The 20,496-nt window shown below is 64.9% G+C and carries 17 protein-coding genes and 1 tRNA gene; 6 read left to right on the top strand and 12 right to left on the bottom strand.

The genetic code is table 11. From position 1 onward, the window contains the following. Positions 1 to 163 precede the first annotated feature (163 nt). Positions 164 to 1,405: a phage integrase SAM-like domain-containing protein gene (locus tag V6R86_RS08415; protein WP_338503676.1), complete on the top strand. Its 1,242-nt coding sequence runs from the start codon at positions 164 to 166 to the stop codon at positions 1,403 to 1,405. Between the two features lie 112 nt (positions 1,406 to 1,517). Here V6R86_RS08415 and V6R86_RS08410 read toward each other — a convergent pair whose 3' ends face one another. Beyond that, positions 1,518 to 3,347: a hypothetical protein gene (locus V6R86_RS08410; RefSeq protein ID WP_338503674.1), complete on the bottom strand. Its 1,830-nt coding sequence runs from the start codon at positions 3,345 to 3,347 to the stop codon at positions 1,518 to 1,520. A gap of 156 nt (positions 3,348 to 3,503) precedes the next feature. Between V6R86_RS08410 and V6R86_RS08405 the strand changes: the two genes are divergently transcribed. Beyond that, positions 3,504 to 3,752 carry a hypothetical protein gene (locus V6R86_RS08405; protein ID WP_338503672.1) on the top strand — a complete coding sequence of 83 codons (249 nt, stop codon included), beginning with the start codon at positions 3,504 to 3,506 and terminating at the stop codon, positions 3,750 to 3,752. Positions 3,753 to 3,944: 192 nt separating this feature from the next. Further along, entirely contained in the window at positions 3,945 to 5,006 is a 1,062-nt protein-coding gene (locus V6R86_RS08400; RefSeq protein ID WP_338503671.1) for a hypothetical protein, read from the top strand. An 87-nt stretch (positions 5,007 to 5,093) separates the two neighbouring features. On the opposite strand, the gene V6R86_RS08395 is transcribed toward V6R86_RS08400, so the two are convergent. Further along, positions 5,094 to 7,679 (bottom strand): AAA family ATPase, encoded by a 2,586-nt coding sequence (locus tag V6R86_RS08395; protein WP_338503669.1) that lies wholly within the window; start codon positions 7,677 to 7,679, stop codon positions 5,094 to 5,096. A gap of 838 nt (positions 7,680 to 8,517) precedes the next feature. On the opposite strand from V6R86_RS08395, the gene V6R86_RS08390 reads away from it, so the two are divergent. Beyond that, entirely contained in the window at positions 8,518 to 9,009 is a 492-nt protein-coding gene (locus V6R86_RS08390) for a hypothetical protein (protein WP_338503667.1), read from the top strand. Positions 9,010 to 9,413: 404 nt separating this feature from the next. Here V6R86_RS08390 and V6R86_RS08385 read toward each other — a convergent pair. The 5 genes from V6R86_RS08385 to V6R86_RS08365 form a co-directional block, all read right to left on the bottom strand. Then, a tRNA-Val gene (locus V6R86_RS08385) sits at positions 9,414 to 9,488 on the bottom strand. A gap of 51 nt (positions 9,489 to 9,539) precedes the next feature. Continuing rightward, positions 9,540 to 10,481, bottom strand: a complete 942-nt coding sequence (locus V6R86_RS08380; RefSeq protein ID WP_338503665.1) for an acetyl-CoA carboxylase carboxyltransferase subunit alpha — start codon at positions 10,479 to 10,481, stop codon at positions 9,540 to 9,542. Between the two features lie 13 nt (positions 10,482 to 10,494). Next, entirely contained in the window at positions 10,495 to 11,400 is a 906-nt protein-coding gene (locus tag V6R86_RS08375; RefSeq protein WP_338503663.1) for a tyrosine recombinase, read from the bottom strand. Then, on the bottom strand, positions 11,397 to 13,217 hold the full coding sequence (locus tag V6R86_RS08370) for a hypothetical protein (RefSeq protein ID WP_338503660.1): 1,821 nt from the start codon (positions 13,215 to 13,217) through the stop codon (positions 11,397 to 11,399). Before V6R86_RS08370 ends, V6R86_RS08375 begins: the two co-directional genes overlap by 4 nt. Further along, a complete protein-coding gene (locus V6R86_RS08365) occupies positions 13,201 to 13,356 on the bottom strand; it encodes a hypothetical protein (protein ID WP_338503658.1) in 156 nt (51 codons plus the stop codon). Before V6R86_RS08365 ends, V6R86_RS08370 begins: the two co-directional genes overlap by 17 nt. 49 nt (positions 13,357 to 13,405) lie before the next feature. On the opposite strand from V6R86_RS08365, the gene V6R86_RS08360 reads away from it, so the two are divergent. Then, entirely contained in the window at positions 13,406 to 13,966 is a 561-nt protein-coding gene (locus tag V6R86_RS08360) for a shikimate kinase (RefSeq protein WP_338503656.1), read from the top strand. Beyond that, positions 13,963 to 15,033: a 3-dehydroquinate synthase gene (aroB, locus tag V6R86_RS08355; RefSeq protein WP_338503654.1), complete on the top strand. Its 1,071-nt coding sequence runs from the start codon at positions 13,963 to 13,965 to the stop codon at positions 15,031 to 15,033. Before V6R86_RS08360 ends, aroB begins: the two co-directional genes overlap by 4 nt. Here aroB and V6R86_RS08350 read toward each other — a convergent pair. Genes V6R86_RS08350 through radA form a run of 5 tightly spaced genes read right to left on the bottom strand, consistent with a single transcriptional unit; the run spans position 15,030 to position 20,426 of the window. Further along, entirely contained in the window at positions 15,030 to 16,769 is a 1,740-nt protein-coding gene (locus tag V6R86_RS08350; RefSeq protein WP_338503652.1) for a cation:proton antiporter, read from the bottom strand. The two genes, aroB and V6R86_RS08350, sit on opposite strands and share 4 nt — an antisense overlap. Further along, complete coding sequence (locus tag V6R86_RS08345) at positions 16,766 to 17,194, bottom strand: iron-sulfur cluster assembly scaffold protein (RefSeq protein WP_338503650.1); 429 nt, start codon at positions 17,192 to 17,194, stop codon at positions 16,766 to 16,768. Before V6R86_RS08345 ends, V6R86_RS08350 begins: the two co-directional genes overlap by 4 nt. After that, positions 17,191 to 18,510, bottom strand: a complete 1,320-nt coding sequence (cysS, locus tag V6R86_RS08340; protein ID WP_338503648.1) for a cysteine--tRNA ligase — start codon at positions 18,508 to 18,510, stop codon at positions 17,191 to 17,193. The genes V6R86_RS08345 and cysS overlap by 4 nt, the downstream gene beginning before the upstream one ends. Next, a complete protein-coding gene (locus tag V6R86_RS08335) occupies positions 18,507 to 19,019 on the bottom strand; it encodes a CvpA family protein (RefSeq protein ID WP_338503646.1) in 513 nt (170 codons plus the stop codon). The genes cysS and V6R86_RS08335 overlap by 4 nt, the downstream gene beginning before the upstream one ends. A gap of 48 nt (positions 19,020 to 19,067) precedes the next feature. After that, positions 19,068 to 20,426 (bottom strand): DNA repair protein RadA, encoded by a 1,359-nt coding sequence (gene radA, locus V6R86_RS08330; RefSeq protein ID WP_338503644.1) that lies wholly within the window; start codon positions 20,424 to 20,426, stop codon positions 19,068 to 19,070. Between the last annotated feature and the right edge of the window lie 70 nt (positions 20,427 to 20,496).

The raw sequence follows: 20,496 nt of genomic DNA, 5'->3' as shown, positions 1-20,496 counted from the left end.
CTCCCGAAGCGGCCATCATCGACCTCGACCGGCGCATGGCGCGCGCACTGGACCAGCAGCGCGGGATGAAGCTGAGTGGTGAAGAAATGGCCGTTCTCGCGGCCACTGGTGCCTACGGCACGCTCCGCGCAGCGGCTGGAAAGATTCTAGAGGAACAGGCGCGGTGCCGAGTAACAAAACAGATATCTATCGCAGAGGCGAATTCGTCCTCCGTTGGGACCGAAAGACGGATGGTACGCTCCGCTCCCCCTACCTGGCCATCGTCACCTACGACCCGAAGCGACGCCGGACTGTCAGCACTTCAACGGGCACAAGCGACATTGAAGCAGGGAAGCTGAAGCTTGATGCACACTATCTGAAGGTAACTCGCGGCGAGATTGTCTGCCCGACATGCGGTCAGCACATGCCCAGAGCGGCGGAGGCTCTCTTCCTCGCAGACGCGATCGCGAATTACCTCACGACGGAACTCGACAAGAAGGCCTCGGCTTCCGCAATCAAGGCCCGTCTCGCTCATGTCGTCAACTATCTCTCCACCTTGCCGGGTGACGTTCGGTGTAGTGACGTGGACGATGACTGGGTCGAGGGCTTTCGGCAGTGGGCCGCGAAGCAGCCGATCGTCACACCTACGGGCAAGCAGAAGGAGAGGTCACTCTCCACGGTAGAGAACAGCGTCCTACAGCTTGCTGCGGTAATTAACCACGCCTACGATTTTCGGCGCACGGGCAAGGGAGCGCTGTTCCGCCCCATTCCGACGAAGGAAGTCAATCGGACGCCTACCCATCGCTCCAGCGTGGCGCAGCTGGCCGAGATGTTTGCTTACGCCACGAACCCTGATCGCAAGGAGCGCCGTAAGCCGCTTCATCGTTTCCTCATCATCTCCGTTGCCACGCTCGCCCGCCCAGACGCCGCGCTCGACGTCTCCACGGCGCCGGAGCGTGGGCAATGGCATTCGAACCTTCGCGTGCTGAACCTCAATCCCAAAGGGCGCCGCCAGACGAAGAAGTACCGCCCCACCCTGCCCATCGCAAAGCAGGTGGCACCTTGGCTCGATGCCACCAAGGGCTTCTTCGTCCCCGTCGCAAGCGTGCGCGCAGCTTGGCGCAATATGGCGGCCGAGTTGACGTTACCCAAAGATGGAGAGAGCGGCATGAAACTCATTCGCCGATCCATGGCCAAGCTCCTCCGCGATCGCCTGCCGAAGGAGAATTGGGTCGATGTGGAACTGGTCTTGGGCCACAGCAAGTTCGACTCGGTGTCGGACATCTACGCCCCATCCGACCCTTCCTACTGCGCGGCTGCCAAGGCGGAGATCGAGAAGATCATCGACGAAATCGAGGCAGTCGTGCCTGGAGCGTTCAGTTTCGAACCAAGCAAGAAGGAGAATACGGCATCACAAAACATCTGAACGCATAGGCGGGGCGATCAGCTAGGCTCACCACCATACTCTTTCTTAAAGGGCGGGTCAGCGGAAGCCTTGAACGGAACTGGTGATCCTTGCGCAGCGCTCTGCGCGGTCGTCAACAGAGTCGGCGCGAATAGATGCCCGGCCGACGCATCATGATGCCGGACGTCTTCGCCTGCTCGTGAATCGCTGTATCGTCCATGGCGCGCGCGGCACGCTGCTCGCTCAGTTCGAGACGGGTCAGCGAGATCGTCTCGTTGCGGATTCCTAAGTTCACCAGCGTCTGCCTAGCGCCCTCAGTGCGGATCGGCGCAAGGATGCCGCTACCACCGAACGGGGCGACGTTGCTGAGAATCACGTGCTGGTAGAAGCGGTGGGAGTCGGCAATGCAGCACGTCCTGTATAGTTCGCCGAACGGATTGTGGGCGATAACGAACAGCGCGTCTAATGGAGTTTCGCGCCCTTCCATGTTGATCCGATGGACAAGATCGAAGTGGCTGAAGTCGTAACAAATCAGCACGCCGAAGGCATCGGCGTTTGAGTTCGTGAATCGGTAGAGCTTCCTTCCTCGCATCAAGGGCATGCGTCCGCCGACCTCATCGGCGAGCGCATCGTACTGCGACCGCGTGACTTTGTCGTATTCGGCGATCCTTCCCCGGCCTGTCATGATCCAGGCCGAGTTGCGGTTTTCCTCGTCCGTACTCCCCGGATAGTCTACTCCGCAGATGGCCACTGCGTTCGTCCTCTCACAGAAGGATACTAGCTCCTGCTCTGCGAACCTGCGCGAGACGAAGACCTCCGGCAGTACCAGGAAATCCAACACCTTCCGGCCGTTCGCTCCAACCGGTAAACGCTGCTCGAGGAATGAAAGATGAAGCTTCAAGCCTTCCTCGAAACGCGCCAGCTTGTAGGTATCCGCGAGCTGGTCCAGCCGGTAACGGCAGGCAACGTATTGGTCGGCTGGAACGGAATTGAGCTGGACAATTGCCACGGTCGGATCGTCACCGTTCCATTCAAGCGAAACGTCCACCACCTCGTCGACGGCTGGTGATCCTGCTTCACGATCGTAGGTGTGCATGAAGTGTTCGGACGGCGCTAGCGGCAAGTATTTGGCGCTGCGCATCGCCTTCGGACCTGACAAGCCCTCATCGCCGTATAGCTGACGAAGGCGGCGGAGCTCGGCGATGTCCAGATTGACCGTGGCCGTGGTTTCGAATGGTCCCCGGGTGGAGAATAGCTGCCCGGCGGTCCGCAACGTAGCGTTGCGTTGGTTCCCCAAGTGTCGGAAAGGCGCAAACGCGGCTGACCCGCCCAGTTCGGCGACGTTTACGACGATTATGAAGCAAAACAGGCGGTGGACGTCGGCAATGGCGTACTCCCAATAGAGTTGGGTAGCAGCGTTGAAAGTCACGACGACAAGAAGTTCGATCCGCCGCTCCAGCAGGATCTTCATTATGTCAGCGTGCGTGTATTCGTGGCAGTTCACCACGGCCCAGCGCACCGCCTCCGGTTCGTCCTCGTTGTGAAAGACGTGGAGGACGCGACCAGCGATAACGCCGTCGTCGCCGTCTTCCGACGAAAGCGACGTCTTAGCCTGCTCGTAGACCCTTCCGCCGCTTGCGATGATCGTCAGATTGTGAGCCTCCGGGCTGATGCCTCCGAGCGTCACGATCGACCGGTCTGAAGCCGCCCGTTTCAAGGCTTCGCGATTGCGTTGCACGCCGCGGTGAAATGACATCACCGCCAACTCGCCTTCGCGAGTGAGCCTCAATCGTTCCTCAAATGTCTGCACTTCGGACTCGGTGACATCGTCGACTTGCTGCGCGCGACGCAGAGCGTCCCGATCACCGAGAACGTCCCGCTCCGCTCGGTCCTGGAAAACTCTTACTTGCAGGGTTCCGTCGAGCGGTCGCAACGCTGATTCTTCGAGTTTGATCTCAAGCATCGGCTCTAGTCGGGCATGTGGGCGCAGTGAGCAAGATCGGGAGCGTTGGTTGGATCTCGTCGAATTGATCACCTGGTTCAGGCAAACCGAGCGGCGACGTGTCGCAGTTGCGCCCACGCCGACTATGTACCAAGTGCTGAGCACGGAGGTTATCGAATGGCTGAGCGGATCCGCTTCTATTATCATGAGAAGGGAAACCACGATGAGACGTGGCACTTCCTTTGCTTGGGCAAGGACGGCGAGGTGCACGTAGAGACCGAGTTTTCGGCTGGCCCTGGTCGCGGCGACATGGAAGTTGGTAAGCCGTTCATTCGGTCTGTGAATGAGTTCCTTGGGAGTGGGCGCGGCACCGCCCAGGACAAACTAAGGGCGCTTCTTGACGAACGCGGCATTGAGCACGCCTGAGCCCCCCGCAACTCGTTGGACCCACCAATCTCACCTTGTTGGTGGTTCGATGCCGCAACTGCCGCGGACAGCGCAGCAGTGACCAACCCCCAGCGCTGGGCCGAGCCATCTTTGCGCGCTCCCCGGGAGTTCACCCAGCTGTCCTAATTGATAGCCATGGACCCGCCTCCCTCACCTGTAGGCTGCTGCGCTATGAACTTTTCTTCCCTCCTCTCCGACACTCAGATCGTTGCAATTCGCAACGCTGATCTTGATGGCGATCAACGCCACCCAGCCTGGCCCATCCTTTTCGGCACCGACAAACGGCCGATGCACCACCTCGTCGATCAGATGGCGCGCGTGATTGCGACCGAACCGCAGCCGCGCGCGTCAGTGCAGACGATGATCGACCGAGCCGTCGCCATCAGCGATTACACTGATGCTGCTGCAGCACTGGCCGAGTTGCGTGCACTCGGAGGGCTGATGGAAGCTGGTATGGCTGTTCGGCCCATCGTTGCCGGCAAGGGACGCGGTGCTACGGCCGATTTCGAGGTCGATGCTGGTGACGGACCGGTGATTGTCGAAGTGCATGCCAAGCATGAGGATGGTGATCAGACTGCGCGCCGTCGTGCGATCGCGGCAGGCGAGACACCAGCAGGGGTGGAGCGTAGGTCAACCCGATTCGGAGACCGGGTCATCACTTCAACCACCTCGGTCTCCCATCCCGGTGGTTCACCGGATCCTGCAAAGCCACATGACTCCGTTCAGGCCAACGTGATCAGCAAGCTGTGCGCGGTGAAATCAAGCGAGCACCAGCAGCAACGAGACTTGCCCTTCGTTCTCTGGCTCGACCTTTGCCACTTCGGCGCCATGACCCACACGCTGCTTGAGCAAGCGCATCCGCTGATCTCTGGGCACATGGGGCTGACCTCGGGAGCGATCTGGTACGCTTTCTATGGCTGGAAGGGCGCCCCGATCTTGGAAGAAGGCAGCCCTCGCAAGGTTCTCATGGGGCACGATGGCCGCTTTCGGCAGCGTGGCGAACGCAAGAGCCGTGTGACGGCCGTAATCGTTGCGACGGATGGTGGAAGCTTCTTGCTGGAAAACCCCTGGTGCGAACGGCGCTTGCCCGTACAATTCCGCCGACGCTGTGAGCGACTTCCCTGGTTCAACCTCAATGCCAGTGTGGCCGACTGGACCCCGAAGGAGAGTGAGGCCTTGGTCAAGCTCCAGGAGGCGCGGATTGCCAAGCTTGCGACCGCTCGGCTGGAGTGATCTGGAGGCGATCGGCGGACGCGGATTAGCCGCCTAGAGAGCGCATTCCCTGCGGTACCGCCATGCCTCCCTTATGCAAGTCGAGCATCATGCGACCAACTTTTGACGGTCTCGAAGCGAGCGGGTCCATTCCGTAAGATCCGCCACGTGGGCTAGGAGATCGTCCGGTGGCGGGCATGCGGCGTTGCGCCCTCGCGACGGATCGTGGGCATCCGTGATGTCGCAGCAAACCTTGTATCCGCGCTCCCATCCGGCGATGTCTGCGCCCTCCAACACGACCACCTTCTTCAGGTCCTTTGGGTTGATGTAGTCCCGGTGTCGGTGGACCACGTTGCAGAACGCCACGTCTTCAAGGGCGCGCTCCCACGTGCTGCGCAGATGATTATAGAATGTGGCGACTGCAGCCGCGTAACCATCCTCGTCATGGTTCTCGTACAGAATGCGAGCGGCTCGCGCTTCCTTCTCGAGATTGTCCAAGCGTTCAGGGATCCGCTGTCCAACCCAAGGCAGGCCTTCCCGCACGACGCCGGCCCCACGGGCCGACTGACTGAGCGAGACTTCCTTGTGAGGAATGCCCCCGCGAGAGGCCAGCGTCTGAAGATCGCTCAGGAAGACGAGGTCGTGGGTGAAGACGATGATCTGCCTCGTCCGAGCCTCTTCGATGAGGCGCTCCGCGACCTTCTGGCGCCAGCGATGGTCGAGTGAGGAGACGGGATCGTCAAAAACAAGCGCGGAGGGTCGGTCGGCGGTGGTGAGCTCGGTGAGGAACGCTGCGAGCGCTACGCAGGTCTGCTCCCCTTCGCTGAGGATGGAGTGAACTTTCGCCTTCTCGTTGGCGAACAGCCGAACCTGATATTGAGGTGAGCCGAACCGCCCGCCGGATCGCACGATGTCGACCCGAACCCTGCCTGCAGCGAGCTTCTGGATCTCCTCTTGGAAGCGATCTCTCACGCGCGGCGTAATGACCTCATCGGCGATGGCATTGCCGAGCCTCGTTACCGACTTCGTGTCGGTCTCCGCGAGAGACCTGTGGATGCAGGCAAGCTCCCTCAGGCGGGCGATCTCGGCTTCGGCTTTTGGAAGGAGATCCCGCAGCGACTTCCGGTCACGGAGTTCGTCCCTCGCACTCTCCAGCCTTGCGCGCTCCTGGGGATCTGCAGCTCGCGTGAGTTCGTCAGCGTAATGCCGAGCCCTGGCGGCAAGCCCACGCAGGACATCGACGGGCGAAGAAGTCGGATGCGGCAGCTTCGCGATGTCCTGATCCGACAACAGTGTAAGCGCCCGCGATCTCCTGACGCGGGAGGCAGCAAGGCTACGCAAAACCGTCTTCCAGACGTCGGGAACTCGAATGGCCAGTTGCCCGACCAGTGGGAAAGCCGTGAGCCGAACAGGTGACGCCGCTAGCGCGCCAACCAAGGTATCACGCCGCTTCTCCGCCTGCTGCGCCTGCCTTTCGATGTCGTCTGTGACGAATGCCTCGAACGAAGTGAGACGGATGCGTGTTGCCGGATCAATCGGCTGCTGACACAGCAGGCATGCGGCATCTGCGTCTACGACAGGGAAGGCTTTGTCTGGATAGGCGCTCTCCTGTGAGTATCGCCGGGCCGCATCCCACAGGGCCCGCCATGGCGCTTCCCCAACACCTCGGACAACGGCTGCACCGAATGCGGCGCCAGCAGCCAATTGGGCGGCCTTCCGCTTGTCTTGAGCATCGACAACCGCCTCCATCAAAGCGCTTACGGCGACCTCGCTCGTCCTGGCCAAGGTCACATCAAGCTCTGTCGCGAAGCGCTCCAGCGAGCTTGCCCAAGTCCGCTCCGCCGTAGCGGCCTTGAGGGGGTCTCCAGCAAGGTCCTCAGAGAGTCGCTCAAGTCGTTCGAGCTCCTGGGCGGACATCGTTGCCAGAACTCTCAGGGCCTCGAGATCAGAGTCGGCGGTCAGCGAGCTCATAATGCGCCCGACGCACGACTGAGTGCTATACGGCGGTCGCGTGAAGATTTGATCTTGCGCTCTCGATAGGCGCTCCTGCTCCTGAGAGAGCTTCTCCTTCACGGCCTGACATGCCGCCGCGAGCTCATCCGGGATGTCCAGGCCGAACGGCCGGAACGCGACCTCATTCTGATCACGGACGTGGACGGCGGCAGAATCTCGATCGAACACGCTGATCGCACAAAGAACGGGGTGAGGCGCACCCTCATCGCTCCACTCGATCGGCGGACACTCGACGCCCTCATCTGCCCAACAGATTGTCGCACTCGCGGGCCCGGCTTCTGCCGGAGCGAATGCGTCCGGCAGGATGGCCGCGCTGAAGCGGGCGCGACAGGCACGCTTCAGAATTCGTGCGTAACCTGACTTCCCGACCCCGTTGTCGCCATAGATTACGGTGAGGCCCGCCGGCTCGAAGGGCAGCGTCTGTTCAGGAGCCAGGCGGTTGGCCCGAGTCACGTTGCTGATCGAGCGAAGGGAAAGCGCACCGCCTGCGGTTACGCGTACCAGGCGGTCGGCCGACGAAAGCGGCACCGGCTCAAGCGCCACGTCCTTCTTGCCTTGGCCTCGCAAGCACAACTGAACCAGCGCGTCGATGTCGCAGGGGTCCAGCTTACCGTTGGCCACGATCCGCTTTAGCGCATCCTGCTGCCACAAGGGCCGGCTCGGAGCCCACGCCAGGATCATTTCATATGCTGATTTCGGCGCGTCCGATCTCATGCCTGCCCGAACCGCTTTCCCGAAGCCGGTCCGCCCCCTTTGCCCGGGCGCAGACTAGCCGGTCTCGCGGACTAGGCCATCCCTAATTCTTGTGGACGTCGGCGGGATCTGCCGATCCCGGCAGATCGCTGGGATTTAAGCACGAGGATGCCACACTCGTACGTCAGGTTCCGACAATCATGCCGATTACTTCGGTAGAACCGGCTACCGAGCGAGAGTTCGCAAGTGACCACTCAGTGGTGTCTCAGCCCCCCTCTGGGCTCCCCCGCAGACCACGAGACGGGTGAAACAGCGAGACAGCGGAGACTAGGAAACCGCGATACCCGCAGGTGGCCGAAGACCTCAATAAATTCAGCCACCTATCGATCGGTCTGCGGCTCAAATGAGCTGACTCGGAATCCGACTTGGCCTGAATCAGTCAAGTTCAAGTCTTGGCTTAACGGCGTTTGTGGCGCGCTCATTCGCAGATACCAATACTCTGCATTCGACTCGATCAGGGAGGAAGCGTATTCATGCTCCATCGCTGAAGCCATTTAGCGAGCTTCCGAGCTCCAAACTCGGATGCAAACTTAACCCCCGGTCTTCGCGGTTCCTGGGGTTTGGTCAAGTAGCGAAGGGCCCGGCGTCCAAACCCGGGCCCGCCACTCCATCAGTGAGAAATTGCATGGTTCGCAGAAAAAAGAGGGACATCCTCCAAAGGCAATTGGATGCCAGAAAGCAGCTCTGGCCTGACCTTGACCCAAGGATGCTCTGGTCCGCCAGCAGTGGCGGCTGGGTAGCAATGCCTCGGCTTATGCCTCTTATGATGAGCATCATGGACGATCTATCTGGGAAGGGCTTTCCCGTAGGATCAACGTACCTTGAGCTGTGGTCTCGGATGCGGATCGAGGAAGGGTTCGTAACCCTAAACAGACCGGAAGAGATGGCATTCCACGCTGGCTTCGAAGGGCAGCGGGCCCTGAGAACTTGGAAAGACCGCGTCCAAAGGCTCGCGAACCTCGGCTTCATCGGCGCGAAAGGCGGACCACTTGGCGACCTTTCGTACGTCGTCGTTTACAACCCTTACCATGTGATCAAGCGTAAGGCCTTGGCTGGTCAGGTGCAGGATCGAAAGTGGCAGGCGCTAACCATTCGGGCGAATGAGATCAGCGCCTTTGACACTGACGACATCGATGAACACGGGGCCTTGCTGCCGCCGGACGAAAACGAACCAGGCAACATACAGGCGACGCTAGAGGTGCTTGCGTCCAAGCCTGCGTCGAAGCCAAAGGCGAAGAAGGTGACGGCAGTCAGCTGAATCGTCCTTCGCAATGACCGGCGCTGTCGCGCACGAGCCTGCTCAAAAGAGGGACCGCGATCGAGCAAGCGTTTGCTTCTCAGCGGTTGAGAAGTGTTGCTCGAACTCTCCTGGCCATCAGACTGGCCGCGTTCTTGTCGTGCTGACGGGCACTTTCAGCAAGGGCGCAAGTCGCCGCGAATGTCAGCAGGTGCGTCGTTTCAAACGTAAGCTCCTGCTCAACGCGTGCCAGACCTCCAGCCACTCGCCCGTCAACTTCTTCGCTCTCCTACCCGAACGCGGGCACGAGGAGACCACCACCTCTACCATTGCCCGCGCGGAGACCTTCACCGGAGTTGCACCGGACAGATGAAGTCAGCCGGCCAAGCGGACCGGCCTTAACTTGCTGAGATTGACGGAAAAACTGGTGGGCGTGGCAAGGATTGAACTTGCGACCCCTGCGATGTCAACACAGTGCTCTACCACTGAGCTACACGCCCACTCTGGGACGGGCCTCTAGCGGGGCCTTGGGCACCGCGCAAGGCGTCACGTCATGCGATGGCGAGGAATTTCTCGCGGCGGGCCGTGCGCAGCTGATCGGGGCTCTTGCCCGCGAGAAGGTCCAGCTCTTCGACGATCGCCACCTTGAGATTGGCGATCGCCTCCGCCGGCGCCCGATGCGCGCCGCCCAAGGGCTCGGGGACGATCCGATCGATCACCTTGAGCGACAGCAAATCCGCCGCGGTGATGCGCATCGCCTCGGCGGCGTCGGCGGCCTTGTCGGCGGTACGCCACAGGATCGAGGCGCAGCCTTCGGGGCTGATCACTGAATATACCGCATGCTCGAGCATCAGTACCCGGCTCGCGGCGGCGATCGCGATCGCGCCGCCCGAGCCGCCCTCGCCCACCACCGCGGCAATCGAGGGCACGCCCAGCGCCAGCCCGCGCTCGGTCGAACGAGCAATCGCTTCGGCCTGCCCGCGTTCTTCGGCTTGCACCCCCGGAAAGGCGCCCGGCGTGTCGACCAGGCTGATCACCGGCAGGCCGAAGCGATCGGCAAGATCCATCAGCCGGATCGCCTTGCGATAGCCTTCGGGCTTGGCCATGCCGAAATTATGCTTGAGTCGGCTGGTGGTGTCCGACCCTTTCTCATGCCCGATCAGCATCACCTTGCGCCCGTCGATCCGGGCCAACCCGCCCAGGATCGCCTGATCGTCGGCGAAAGCGCGGTCACCCGCCAGCGGCACGAATTCGTCTGCCAGACCGGCGACGTAATCGCGAAAATGCGGCCGCTCGGGATGCCGCGCGACCTGCGTCTTCTGCCACGGGGTCAGATGCGAATAAGTGTCCTTGAGCATCCGCGCGCTCTTGGCTTCGAGCCGTTCGATCTCATGGTCGATATCGAGGTCGCCGCCGCGCGCGGTGTCCTTCAGTTCCGCCACGCGGGAATCGAGTTCGGCGATCGGCTTTTCGAAGTCTAGAAAGGTCAGCATAGCGGGCGCGGGGCTAGGCCGGACTGCCATTCTTGGCAAGCGTCGCCCGCGCCAGGGGATGCACCCGGTTGACCAGCTCGACCAGCCGCCCGGCATCGACGTGCGTGTAAATCTGCGTGGTCGCGATGTCGGCGTGGCCGAGTAGTGCTTGCAGCACCCGCAGGTCGGCGCCGCCGGCCAGCAGGTGTGTGGCAAAGGCGTGGCGCAGGACGTGCGGGCTGACTCGGTCGGGCGCGATCCCCGCGTCGGCGGCCATCGCGCGGACCAGCTGGAACAGCCTCACGCGGCTGATGTGCCTGGTCCCGCCCGGGAACAGCCACGCTTTGCCCGGCGGCATCACCGCGCGCCAGCGGGCCACGGCGACGCGCGCCCGCTCCGAAATGGGCACCAGCCGTTCCTTGCCTCCCTTGCCGGCGAGGATCAAGAAGGGCTCGGGCCGGGCCAATGCGGCGGCGGGCAGGCTGACCAGCTCGGTCGCGCGCAGCCCCGAGCCGTAGAGCAATTCCAGCAGCGCGAGATTGCGCAGCCGCAGCGGTTCGTCGCTGGCGGCGCGGGCTTCGGCCTCGGCGAACATCGCGTCGACCTCGTGCCGCTCAAGGATGCGCGGCAAGGGGCGCACGGTGCGCGGCCGCGGCAAGGCGGCCGACGGGTCGTCTCCGCGCAACCCCTCTTCGACGAGAAATCCGTAGAATCGGCGCAGCGCGGCCGAGCGCCGGGCAAGCGTCGCGGCGCTCAAATCGGCCCATGCCTCGGCCAGCAACCCGATCTCGTCCGCGCCGGCCTCGCCGAGGCAACCCATGACCTCAGCCGCGGCGGCGAGGTCGCTTCGATAGGCGAGCAAGGTATTGCGCGCTGCCCCGCGTTCGGCGGCCAGCGCATCGGCGAAACGGTCGACCAGCGCGCGGTCGTCGGGGGTCACTGCCCTCGCGCGGTCCGCGCCAACATCTCTGCCGCGATCAGCCGGGCTTGGCTCTCGAGGCCCGCCGACCGCATCGCCTTCAGCGCCTGGAAAAGGTGGGCCGACGGAATACGCTCGGGTGTTGTGGCTTGCATGCCGACCGCGGCGAACAGCAAGGCGCTGCCCGGCTGCCGTCGCGTTCCGGCCTCGACCATGAAGCGCGTCCAGCTGCTCGACCTGCCAAGGCCGAGGCCATAGCTGCGGTTGAGCGCGGTTGCCGTCTCCGAATCGATCTTCCCGAGCCCGGCCAGCCCCGCCACCAGCAGCTTGGACCGGCTCTTGTCCTTGCTCGTGTCGGCGTCGATGAAATCCTCGATCCGGCTCGCCGAAACGTCGACTTGCGCAGTGGTGCCGAGCGCAAGCAGCGCCCAGGCCTGATCCGCCGCCGCTTCATTCTCGATCTCGCCCAGCACGGGCGCCCAGCGCGCGGCAGCCGCATCGTTGCCCCCTGCCAGCAGCGAGGCGATCAGCTTGGGGGCATCCGCCTCGACCGCCGCCGACGGCCGCACCCGGCTCGCGGCGAGCGACAGCAAGGCCTCGCCCGCCAGCCGCTGAAGTTGATCGTCGCCCGTTCCCCACAAACGGCGCATCGCGGCCAGCCGCTCGGCCGGATCGCGCGCGGCAAAGGCGAGGCGCAGTTGCCACGCATCGGTGCCGGCCAGATCGGACGGATCGGTGGCGTCATACACGGTCGAATACAGGTCGCCGAGCGCGGAGGAGGAGAACACGCCCAGCCCGGCCGCGATGCGCGCCGAGGGAAGCCGTTGCTCGGCGCTCAGCATCGGGACACGCGCTTGCCAGGCCCGGACCCGCGCCGGCGCCCGGTTAAGGAGATTGGCGGGCGGCATCATGCCGGTCGCCGCCGACAGGCCGAAGCGCCAGGCGGTCAGCGCCTCGACATTATCCCATTCGACCGTCGCCGCGCGACCCGTATCGGCCCCTGCGCCGACCACCTTGTCGGCCAGCACATGATCGATGCCCACGATCGGACCGCGACGCCGAGCCTGCTCGATCCGCGAGGCGGCCGTGGTCGCTTCGCCGGTCAGCGCCGAACACATGGCGTCGGTCAGCGGAAGAACGCGCTTTTCGACCTTGGCCATATTCTCGCGCAGCGGGCACAAGGCACCGGGGTCGGCCGACGCCAGCGCGCTCTGCACCGCGACCTGGGTCATCTTGGGGGTAAAGTCCGACACATCCACGCCCGCGACCAGCATGGCGGCGGCATCCGCCTCGCCCATCCGCAGCAGCAGCCAGGCCCGTTCGGCGACCCAGTCGACGGGATGGACCTCGGGCGGCGCATCGCTGCGCGCCAGCAAGGCGTTGCGCAGCGCGATATGCAGCCAGCGGCTCGGCAACGGTGTGTCGAGCCGGCGCATCAGCCCCGAAAGGAAGCTGCCGTTGGCGCGGCCCCACGGCGCATCGCCGAGGCCCCAGTTGAGCGGATCGATTGCGCCCACCCGCCGCGGATCGCGCCGCGACGCGTCGGGAATCTCGACCGGCGGCGGCGGGGCGGGAAGCTCCGCCAGTTCCTCCGGGGTCAGGCTTTCGCTTTCCACCACGGTCGAGCCTTCGGCGGCGGCGCGTCGCTGCGGCCGGCTCGCTTCGGCGGCGCTGCTGTCGGGCGCCTGCGCATTGCTCTGGCTATTGGTCTGCTCGGGCGCGGGGGCAGGATCGTTGAAGACCGGCGGAAGCAGGCTCTGCTGCGCCAGCGCAAGCGCCGGGATCGCCACCAGCCCGAAGGCCGCGCCCAGCAACAGGCGGTTAGGCCGGGCGGGCAACGTCCACCTCGATCGGCCGGGTCGGAACTTCCTCGACGCTGCCGGCCAGCCACACGGCGAACGCCACCAATATTGCCAGGATGATCAGCCAGATGATGAGCCCGCGCGCGGGATGCGGAGGCTTGCGTCGGATTGCCATGACGCGGGCTTTTGCCGACTTGGGCCCACGCTGTATAGCCCCGGCGAACATGTCCCGCCGTCCTCTCCCCTTCAATGGCAAGCTCGACCGCCCCGTGGTGCTGGTCGGGTTGATGGGCGCGGGCAAGTCCACCGTCGGCCGCCGGTTGGCCCGCCGCCTCGGCCTTCCCTTCGTCGACAGCGACAGCGAAATCGAGGATGCCGCCGGCCTGACCGCGGGCGAAGTCTTCAAGCGCTTCGGCGAACGCGACTTTCGCGATGGCGAGCGGCGGGTCGTCGCGCGCCTCGCCAATGGCCCGGTGCGGGTGATCGCCACCGGCGGCGGCGCCTTCGTCAACGACGGCACCCGGGCGCTGCTCAACGAGAAATGCATCACCGTCTGGCTCGACGCGCCGGTTGAGCTTCTGACCGAACGCACCGCGCGCCGGCCCGAGACCCGGCCGATGCTGACAGACGCCGACCGCGCCGAAACCCTCGCCCGGTTGAACGCCGAACGCCGCCCGGCCTATGCCGAAGCGCATATCCGGGTCACCAGCGAAGCGGGTGCCCATCATCAGGTGGTAGAGCGGATCGTCGCCGCCATCGATCGTCACCTCGAGGAGAAATCGTGAAAAGCCTGACCGTCGACGCCGGCGATGATCGCTATGACGTGCTGGTCGGTCGGCTGGAGGATTGCCGCAGCCGCCTGATCCCGCTCGCCGGGGGCAAGCCGCTGGTGGTGGTGACCGAGCCCAAGGTGTGGGGCCTCCACGGCGCGCGGCTGGAGGCGCTCCTTCCCTGCGATCCCATCCTGGTGCCCGAAGGCGAGGCCGCCAAGGATTGGCCGCACCTTCAAGGGCTCCTCGATGCCTACACGCAGCGCAACCTCGACCGCTCGGCGGCGATCGCGGCGTTCGGCGGCGGGTCGGTCGGCGATCTCGCAGGCCTTGCCGCCGGCCTGTTCAAGCGCGGCATTCCGATCGTTCAGCTACCCACTACCCTCCTTGCGCAGGCGGACAGCGCGGTCGGCGGCAAGACCGCGATCGATGCCTTTGGCCAGAAGAACCTCGTCGGCATGTTCCACCAGCCCCGGCTGGTCATCGCCGACATCTCGCTTCTCGACACGCTCGACGAGCGCCAGCTTCGCGCCGGCTATGCCGAGATCGTGAAATATGGCCTCATCCGCCACGAAGCCCTGTTCGAATGGCTCGAAGGCCACGGCGCCGCCCTTCTCGCCGGTCAGCGCGAATATCGCGAGGAAGCGGTGTGGCAGAGCATCGCCGCCAAGGCCCGCTCGGTAGAGGCCGACGTCACCGACCGCAACGGCGCGCGGGCGCTGCTCAATTTCGGCCATACCTTCGCCCATGCGATCGAAAGCGCGGCTGGGCTCGGCACCCTGCTTCACGGCGAAGCAGTAGCGATCGGCATGGTCCAGGCCTTCGACCTGTCTGCGGCGCTCGGCCTGTGCGCCCATGACGATGCCGAGCGGGTGCGCGCGCATCTCACGGCGGCCGGCCTGCCGGTCTCGATTGCCGAAAGCGGGGTCAGGCGCGCCGACCTTCTGCCGCTAATGCGCACCGACAAGAAGAATGCCGGCGGGGCGGTAAAGCTGGTGCTGACCCGCGGGATCGGCGACGCCTTCCTCAGCGAAGGCGTGGACGAAGCGGTCCTCGCCGACTTCCTCGAGCGCGCGGCCTAGTCTTCCAGCGGGGCCTTGGCGAAGCTGCGCTCCAGCCCGCTGCGCAAATCCCCGCTCGCATGCTGCGCCATCAGCCGCTCGCGGTCGCGGCTGCGATATTCCTGCTCGACCCGGTCGACCTCGCGAACGGCGATGCCCAGCGCCGCCAGCGCCTGGCGACCCATCAACACCGCGCTGTCGAACACCTCGCGCTGCATCCACGACAGGCCCAGCCCCTTCAACGCCAGCATCTGGCGGCGATCAAAGGTGCGGACCATGATCTTGGCCTTGGGAAAGGCTTCCACGATCGGGCCCAGCCGGTCGGGCCCAAGCTCGGCATCGTCGATGCAGAAGAAAATCCCTTCCGCTTCCTCGGCGCCCGCGGTGCGCAGCAGGTCGATCCGCGTGCCGTCGCCATAATAGACCTTGGTATCGAATTGCCCGGCCAGTTCGATCTGGGCGGGAGTGATATCGATCAGCGTCACCGGAATGCGCTTGGCCATCAGCATCTGCGCCACCGTCTGCCCAAACCGGCCATAGCCGACCACGATGGCATTGGTCGCGGGGCTGAATTCGGGTCCCGGCAGATCGACGTGCTTTTCCGGTTGATTGGCCTGAAGCCAGCCGATGAAGCGCATCAAGAACGGTGTCGCGGCCATCGAGGCGGTGACCACCGCGCCCAGCAGGCTCGCCTGGTCGCGCGTAATCAGCCCGCCGACCGCCGCGCTGGCAAACAGGACGAACCCGAACTCGCCCGCCTGGCTGAGCAGCAGCGACAGCGTCGCCGACCGGCCGGGCCGCGTGCCGAACGCCCGCGCGATCGGATACAAGGCTGCTGCCTTGAGGACGATCACGGCCAGCGCCAGGCCGATCACCAACAACGGTTGCCCGGCAATCACCCGGAGGTCGAGCAGCATGCCCACCGACATGAAGAAAAGGCCGAGCAGGATCGAGCGGAACGGCTCGATGTCGCTTTCGAGCTCGTGCCGATAGGGGCTTTCCGCCAGCATCACGCCCGCGACAAAGGCGCCGAGCGCAACCGACAGATGAAGCGCGTGCATCAGCGCCGCCGCGCCGATCACCACGGTCAGCCCGGCCACGATGAACAGTTCGCGCTCGCCGAGTCGCCCGATCAGCGCAAAGAAGGGTGCGACGACGAACCGGCCGGCAAGCACCAGCCCGACCACCGCGCCGATCGTCAGTCCGGTCATCGCCAAGCCCGACGGCGTGTCGGGATCGCCGGCAACGCTCAACGCCGCGACCAGAGTGATCAGCGGGATCAGCGCCAGGTCCTGCAGCAGGAGGATCGAGAAAGCGCGCTCGCCATGCGGGCTGTTGAGCTCCCCGGTCGATTTCAGCATGGGCAGCACCTGCGCGGTCGATGACAGGCCAAGCGCAAGCCCGATGGCAATTGCCGGCCCCCAACCGAGGCCGAGCACCAGCTTCACTAGCACCGCCAGCAGCGCGCCAGACGCCAGTAGCTGCGCGAGGCCGAGCCCGAAGATGTCACGCTTCATCCGCCACAGTCGCGAGGGCTGAAGCTCGAGCCCGACGATGAACAGCAGCAGCGCGATGCCGATTTCGCTGACCCGGTTGATCGCTTCCGCGTCGCCCGACAGATTGAGAACCGACGGCCCAACCACGATCCCGCCGACGATATAACCAAGCGTCGCGCCGAGCCCGAGGCGGCGGAACAGCATCACGAACAGCAACGCCGCGCCGAGCAAAACTGTCAGCCAGGTCAGATAATCGGTCACTTTTGGCCCCCCGGCGCCGGTTCCTCGAACGCCTTGAGCAAGGCGTCGAAGGGCAGCAACACCGCCCCGTGCCGCCCTGCCCGGCCCTGCACCGGCCTCAACACCGCGAATCCCTCCGGCACCTCGCCGCGCCCGTCGAGCCATGCCTTCACCGCGGCCCGCATCACGATCACCTCGGCCTTGAGCCGGCCCGGCGCCCACCCTTGCACCAGCGCGGCACTGGCCTGTCCGTAAGCGCAGGCCGTGACTTTTTGTGCGATGGCGGCGATCCGTCCGTTATCGGTCCGCAGTTCGCTACGGATGGTCGAACCGCACGTCGCCGATCGCGCTTCTGCGACATGGGTCGCGGCAGGCACCGAGGTCTCGATCGGCAAGGACGCCGCCAGCCGCAGGATATCCAGCGTGTAAGGCGGCTCGCGCGTCACGCCCTCCGCCAACTCGTGCCCTGCGGCCCGTCTTCGAGCAGGATGCCGTCGGCCTTCAATTTGTCGCGGATGCGGTCGGCTTCCGCGAAATCGCGCGCTTTCTTGGCGGCGTTGCGCGCTTCGACGCGTTCCTCGATCGACGCTGCGTCGTCGCTCGCCGCATCGCCCTTGAACCAGCGCGTGCCGCTTTCCCCCATCAATCCGAGCAGGTTCGCGCTCGCCTTGAGGGTCGCCGGATCCTCGATTTGACCGAGCCGCGAGATCGCCAGCGGCGTGTTGAGATCGTCGCCAAGCGCGTCCAGCACGCCCGCATCGACCTCGCCCGGTTCGGCATCACCGACGCGGCGATACAGCCCGTCCAGCGTCGCCCGGCTCTGCGCGATCAGCGCCTCGGTCCACGGCAGCGGCGAACGGTAATGCGCGCTCAGCAGCGCCAGCCGAAGCACTTCGCCCTTGTGCCCGGCCACGAACAAGTCTTCCGGCGTCACCACATTGCCGAGGCTCTTGCTCATCTTCTCGGCGCCGAAATCGACAAAGCCGTTGTGCAGCCAGAAGCGGGCCAGCGGCGCGCCGCCATGCGCGCAACGCGATTGCGCAGCCTCGTTCTCGTGGTGCGGGAAAACCAGGTCGATGCCGCCGGCATGAATATCGATCGTCTCGCCGAGGTGGCGGCGGATCATTGCCGAGCATTCGATGTGCCAGCCCGGCCGACCCCGGCCCCACGGGCTGTCCCAGCCGATCACACCTTCCGCGCTCGGCTTCCACAACACGAAATCGCCCGGCGCCCGCTTGTATGGCGCCACCTCGACCCGCGCACCGGCAAGCATCGCCTCGCGGTCGCGCTTCGACAGCGCGCCGTAATCAGGGTCTGACGCGACATCGAACAGCACATGGCCTTCCGCTGCATAAGCATGGCCGCGCTCGATCAGCGTCGCGATCATCGCCACCATCGGGGCGATTTCTGCGGTGGCGTGCGGCGCGATGTCGGGATCGCGCACGCCCAGCGCGCGCATGTCGTTCAGATAATGTTGCTCGAAGCGCTCGGTGATGACCGAGGTGTCGACCCCCTCGGCCGCCGCTGCCTCGATGATCTTGTCGTCGACGTCGGTGATGTTGCGGGCATAGACGAGGCTATCTTCGCCATAAGTATGCCGCAGCAGCCGCGCGAGCGTGTCGAACACCACCGCCGGCCGCGCGTTGCCGATGTGCGCGCGGCCATAGACCGTCGGCCCGCACACATACATGGTGATGCGATTGGGATCGGCAGGCTCGAAGGCGCGCTTTTCGCGGGCGGCGGTGTCGTAAAGGCGGATCATTGCTGGTTCATTCGCTTGAGACGGGTCTCGTTCCAGGTGGCGAGCAGCGCCCGCCCGCTGGCATCGAGCAGGGGATAGGTACGGCTTGTCCGCATCCATTCGGGTCGTTCGGCCCGCGCGCCGTAGACGAGATCGGTGCCGAGGTTGGCGAGCAGGAAGAACAGGGTCGCGCCGATCAGGCCCTTCAGCATCCCGAATCCGCCCCCGAGCAATCGGTCGAGCGGCATCAACCGCGAGGCGCGGGCCTGCCGGCCGAGGCGGTGGGCGAGCAGGCGCATCAAGACATAGGCCGGCAGGAACAGGATCACGAACGCCAGCGCCGAGGCACCGGTCGGACCGTTCGTCAGATGACTGACCGCGGCGGCGGTCGGCGCATGAAACAGGATCAGCGCGACGATTCCCGCAAGCCAGGCGGCCAGCACCAGCGTTTCCTGCACGAACCCGCGCACGAACCCGACCAGTGCGCCGCCGCCGAGCGCCAGGAGAACAAAGATATCGAGCGCAGTCATGGTGCAGCGCAGCGATAAGGGAGAGCGGGCAGCGGCGCTAGAGGCGCGTCACCGCCCCGTGACCTTCTCGACCAGCCCGCGCAATTGAGAAAACCGGGCGACCTTGATCCCCTTGGCCTCGACCCCGCCCGGGACCCATGCTTCCTCGAACCCGAGCTTGGCCGCTTCCTTGAGCCGCAACTGAGTATGCGCCGCCTGCCGAACCTCGCCCGACAGCGCCACCTCGCCCATCACCACCGCTTCGGCCGGGACCGGCCGTTCGGAAAGCGCCGAGACCAGCGCCGCCGCCACCGCCAAATCGGCCGCCGGGTCCTGCAATTTGTACCCGCCCGCGACGTTCAGATAGACCTCCGCCGTCGCGAAGCTCACGCCGCAGCGCGCCTCCAGCACCGCCAGCAGCATCGCCAGGCGCGAGCTATCCCACCCGACCGCCGACCGCCGCGGGGTCGCCCCGCTCGCCAGCCGCACGGTCAGCGCCTGGATCTCGACCAGCACCGGGCGCGTGCCTTCGAGCGCGGGGAAGATTGCCGTTCCACTCACCGGATCGTCGCGGCGGGTGAGGAACAGGGCGCTCGGGTTCGGCACTTCGGCGAGGCCCGCGCCTTCCATCGCGAACACCCCGATCTCGTCGGTTCCCCCGAACCGGTTCTTGACCGCGCGCAGGATCCGATACTGATGACTGCGCTCGCCCTCGAAGCCCAATACCGCATCAACCATATGCTCGAGCACGCGCGGCCCCGCGATGCTGCCATCCTTGGTGACGTGCCCGACCAGGATCAGCGCCGTGCCGCGCTCCTTGGCAAAGCGGATCAGTTCCTGCGCGCTCGCCCGGACCTGGCTGACCGTGCCCGGCGCGCCCTCGATCAGGTCCGAATGCATGGTCTGAACGCTGTCGATCACCAGCAGCGCCGGATTTTCGCTTTGCAAAGTCGTCAGAATATCGCGCACGCTGGTGACGCTCGCCAGCTTGACCGGCGCCCCGCCCAGCCCCAGGCGAAGCGCGCGCAGGCGGACCTGGTCCACCGCTTCCTCGCCCGAGACATAGACCGCGCCCTTTCCCGCGCTCGCGACCGCCGCCGCGACCTGCAGCAGCAAGGTCGATTTGCCGATGCCGGGATCGCCCGCCAGCAGCATCGCCGATCCCGGCACGATTCCGCCGCCCACCGCCCGGTCGAATTCGGCGATCCCCGTCGACACCCGCACCGGAAGCGCGACTTCGGCGTCCAGCCCGACCAGCTCGATCGCCCGTCCGCCGGTCGACAGGTCATGCTTCTGGCTGAACACCGTCGGTGCCGCGCTCTCCTGCAACAGCGTGTTCCACTCGGCGCAATCGGGGCACTGCCCCTGCCAGCGGGAATGAACTGACCCACAGGCCTGGCAGACATATCGGGCTTTGAGCTTGGCCATCGGCAGCGACGTAAAGATCCCTTCGACGCGCGGCAACGGGAAGCGGGTTCATCCGTTAACCATCCGCAAC

Origin of the sequence: Sphingomonas kaistensis, from assembly GCF_036884275.1 — a bacterium.
Classification (GTDB): Bacteria; Pseudomonadota; Alphaproteobacteria; order Sphingomonadales; family Sphingomonadaceae; genus Sphingomicrobium; species Sphingomicrobium kaistense_A.
This window is presented reverse-complemented; position numbering and strand designations above follow the sequence as displayed.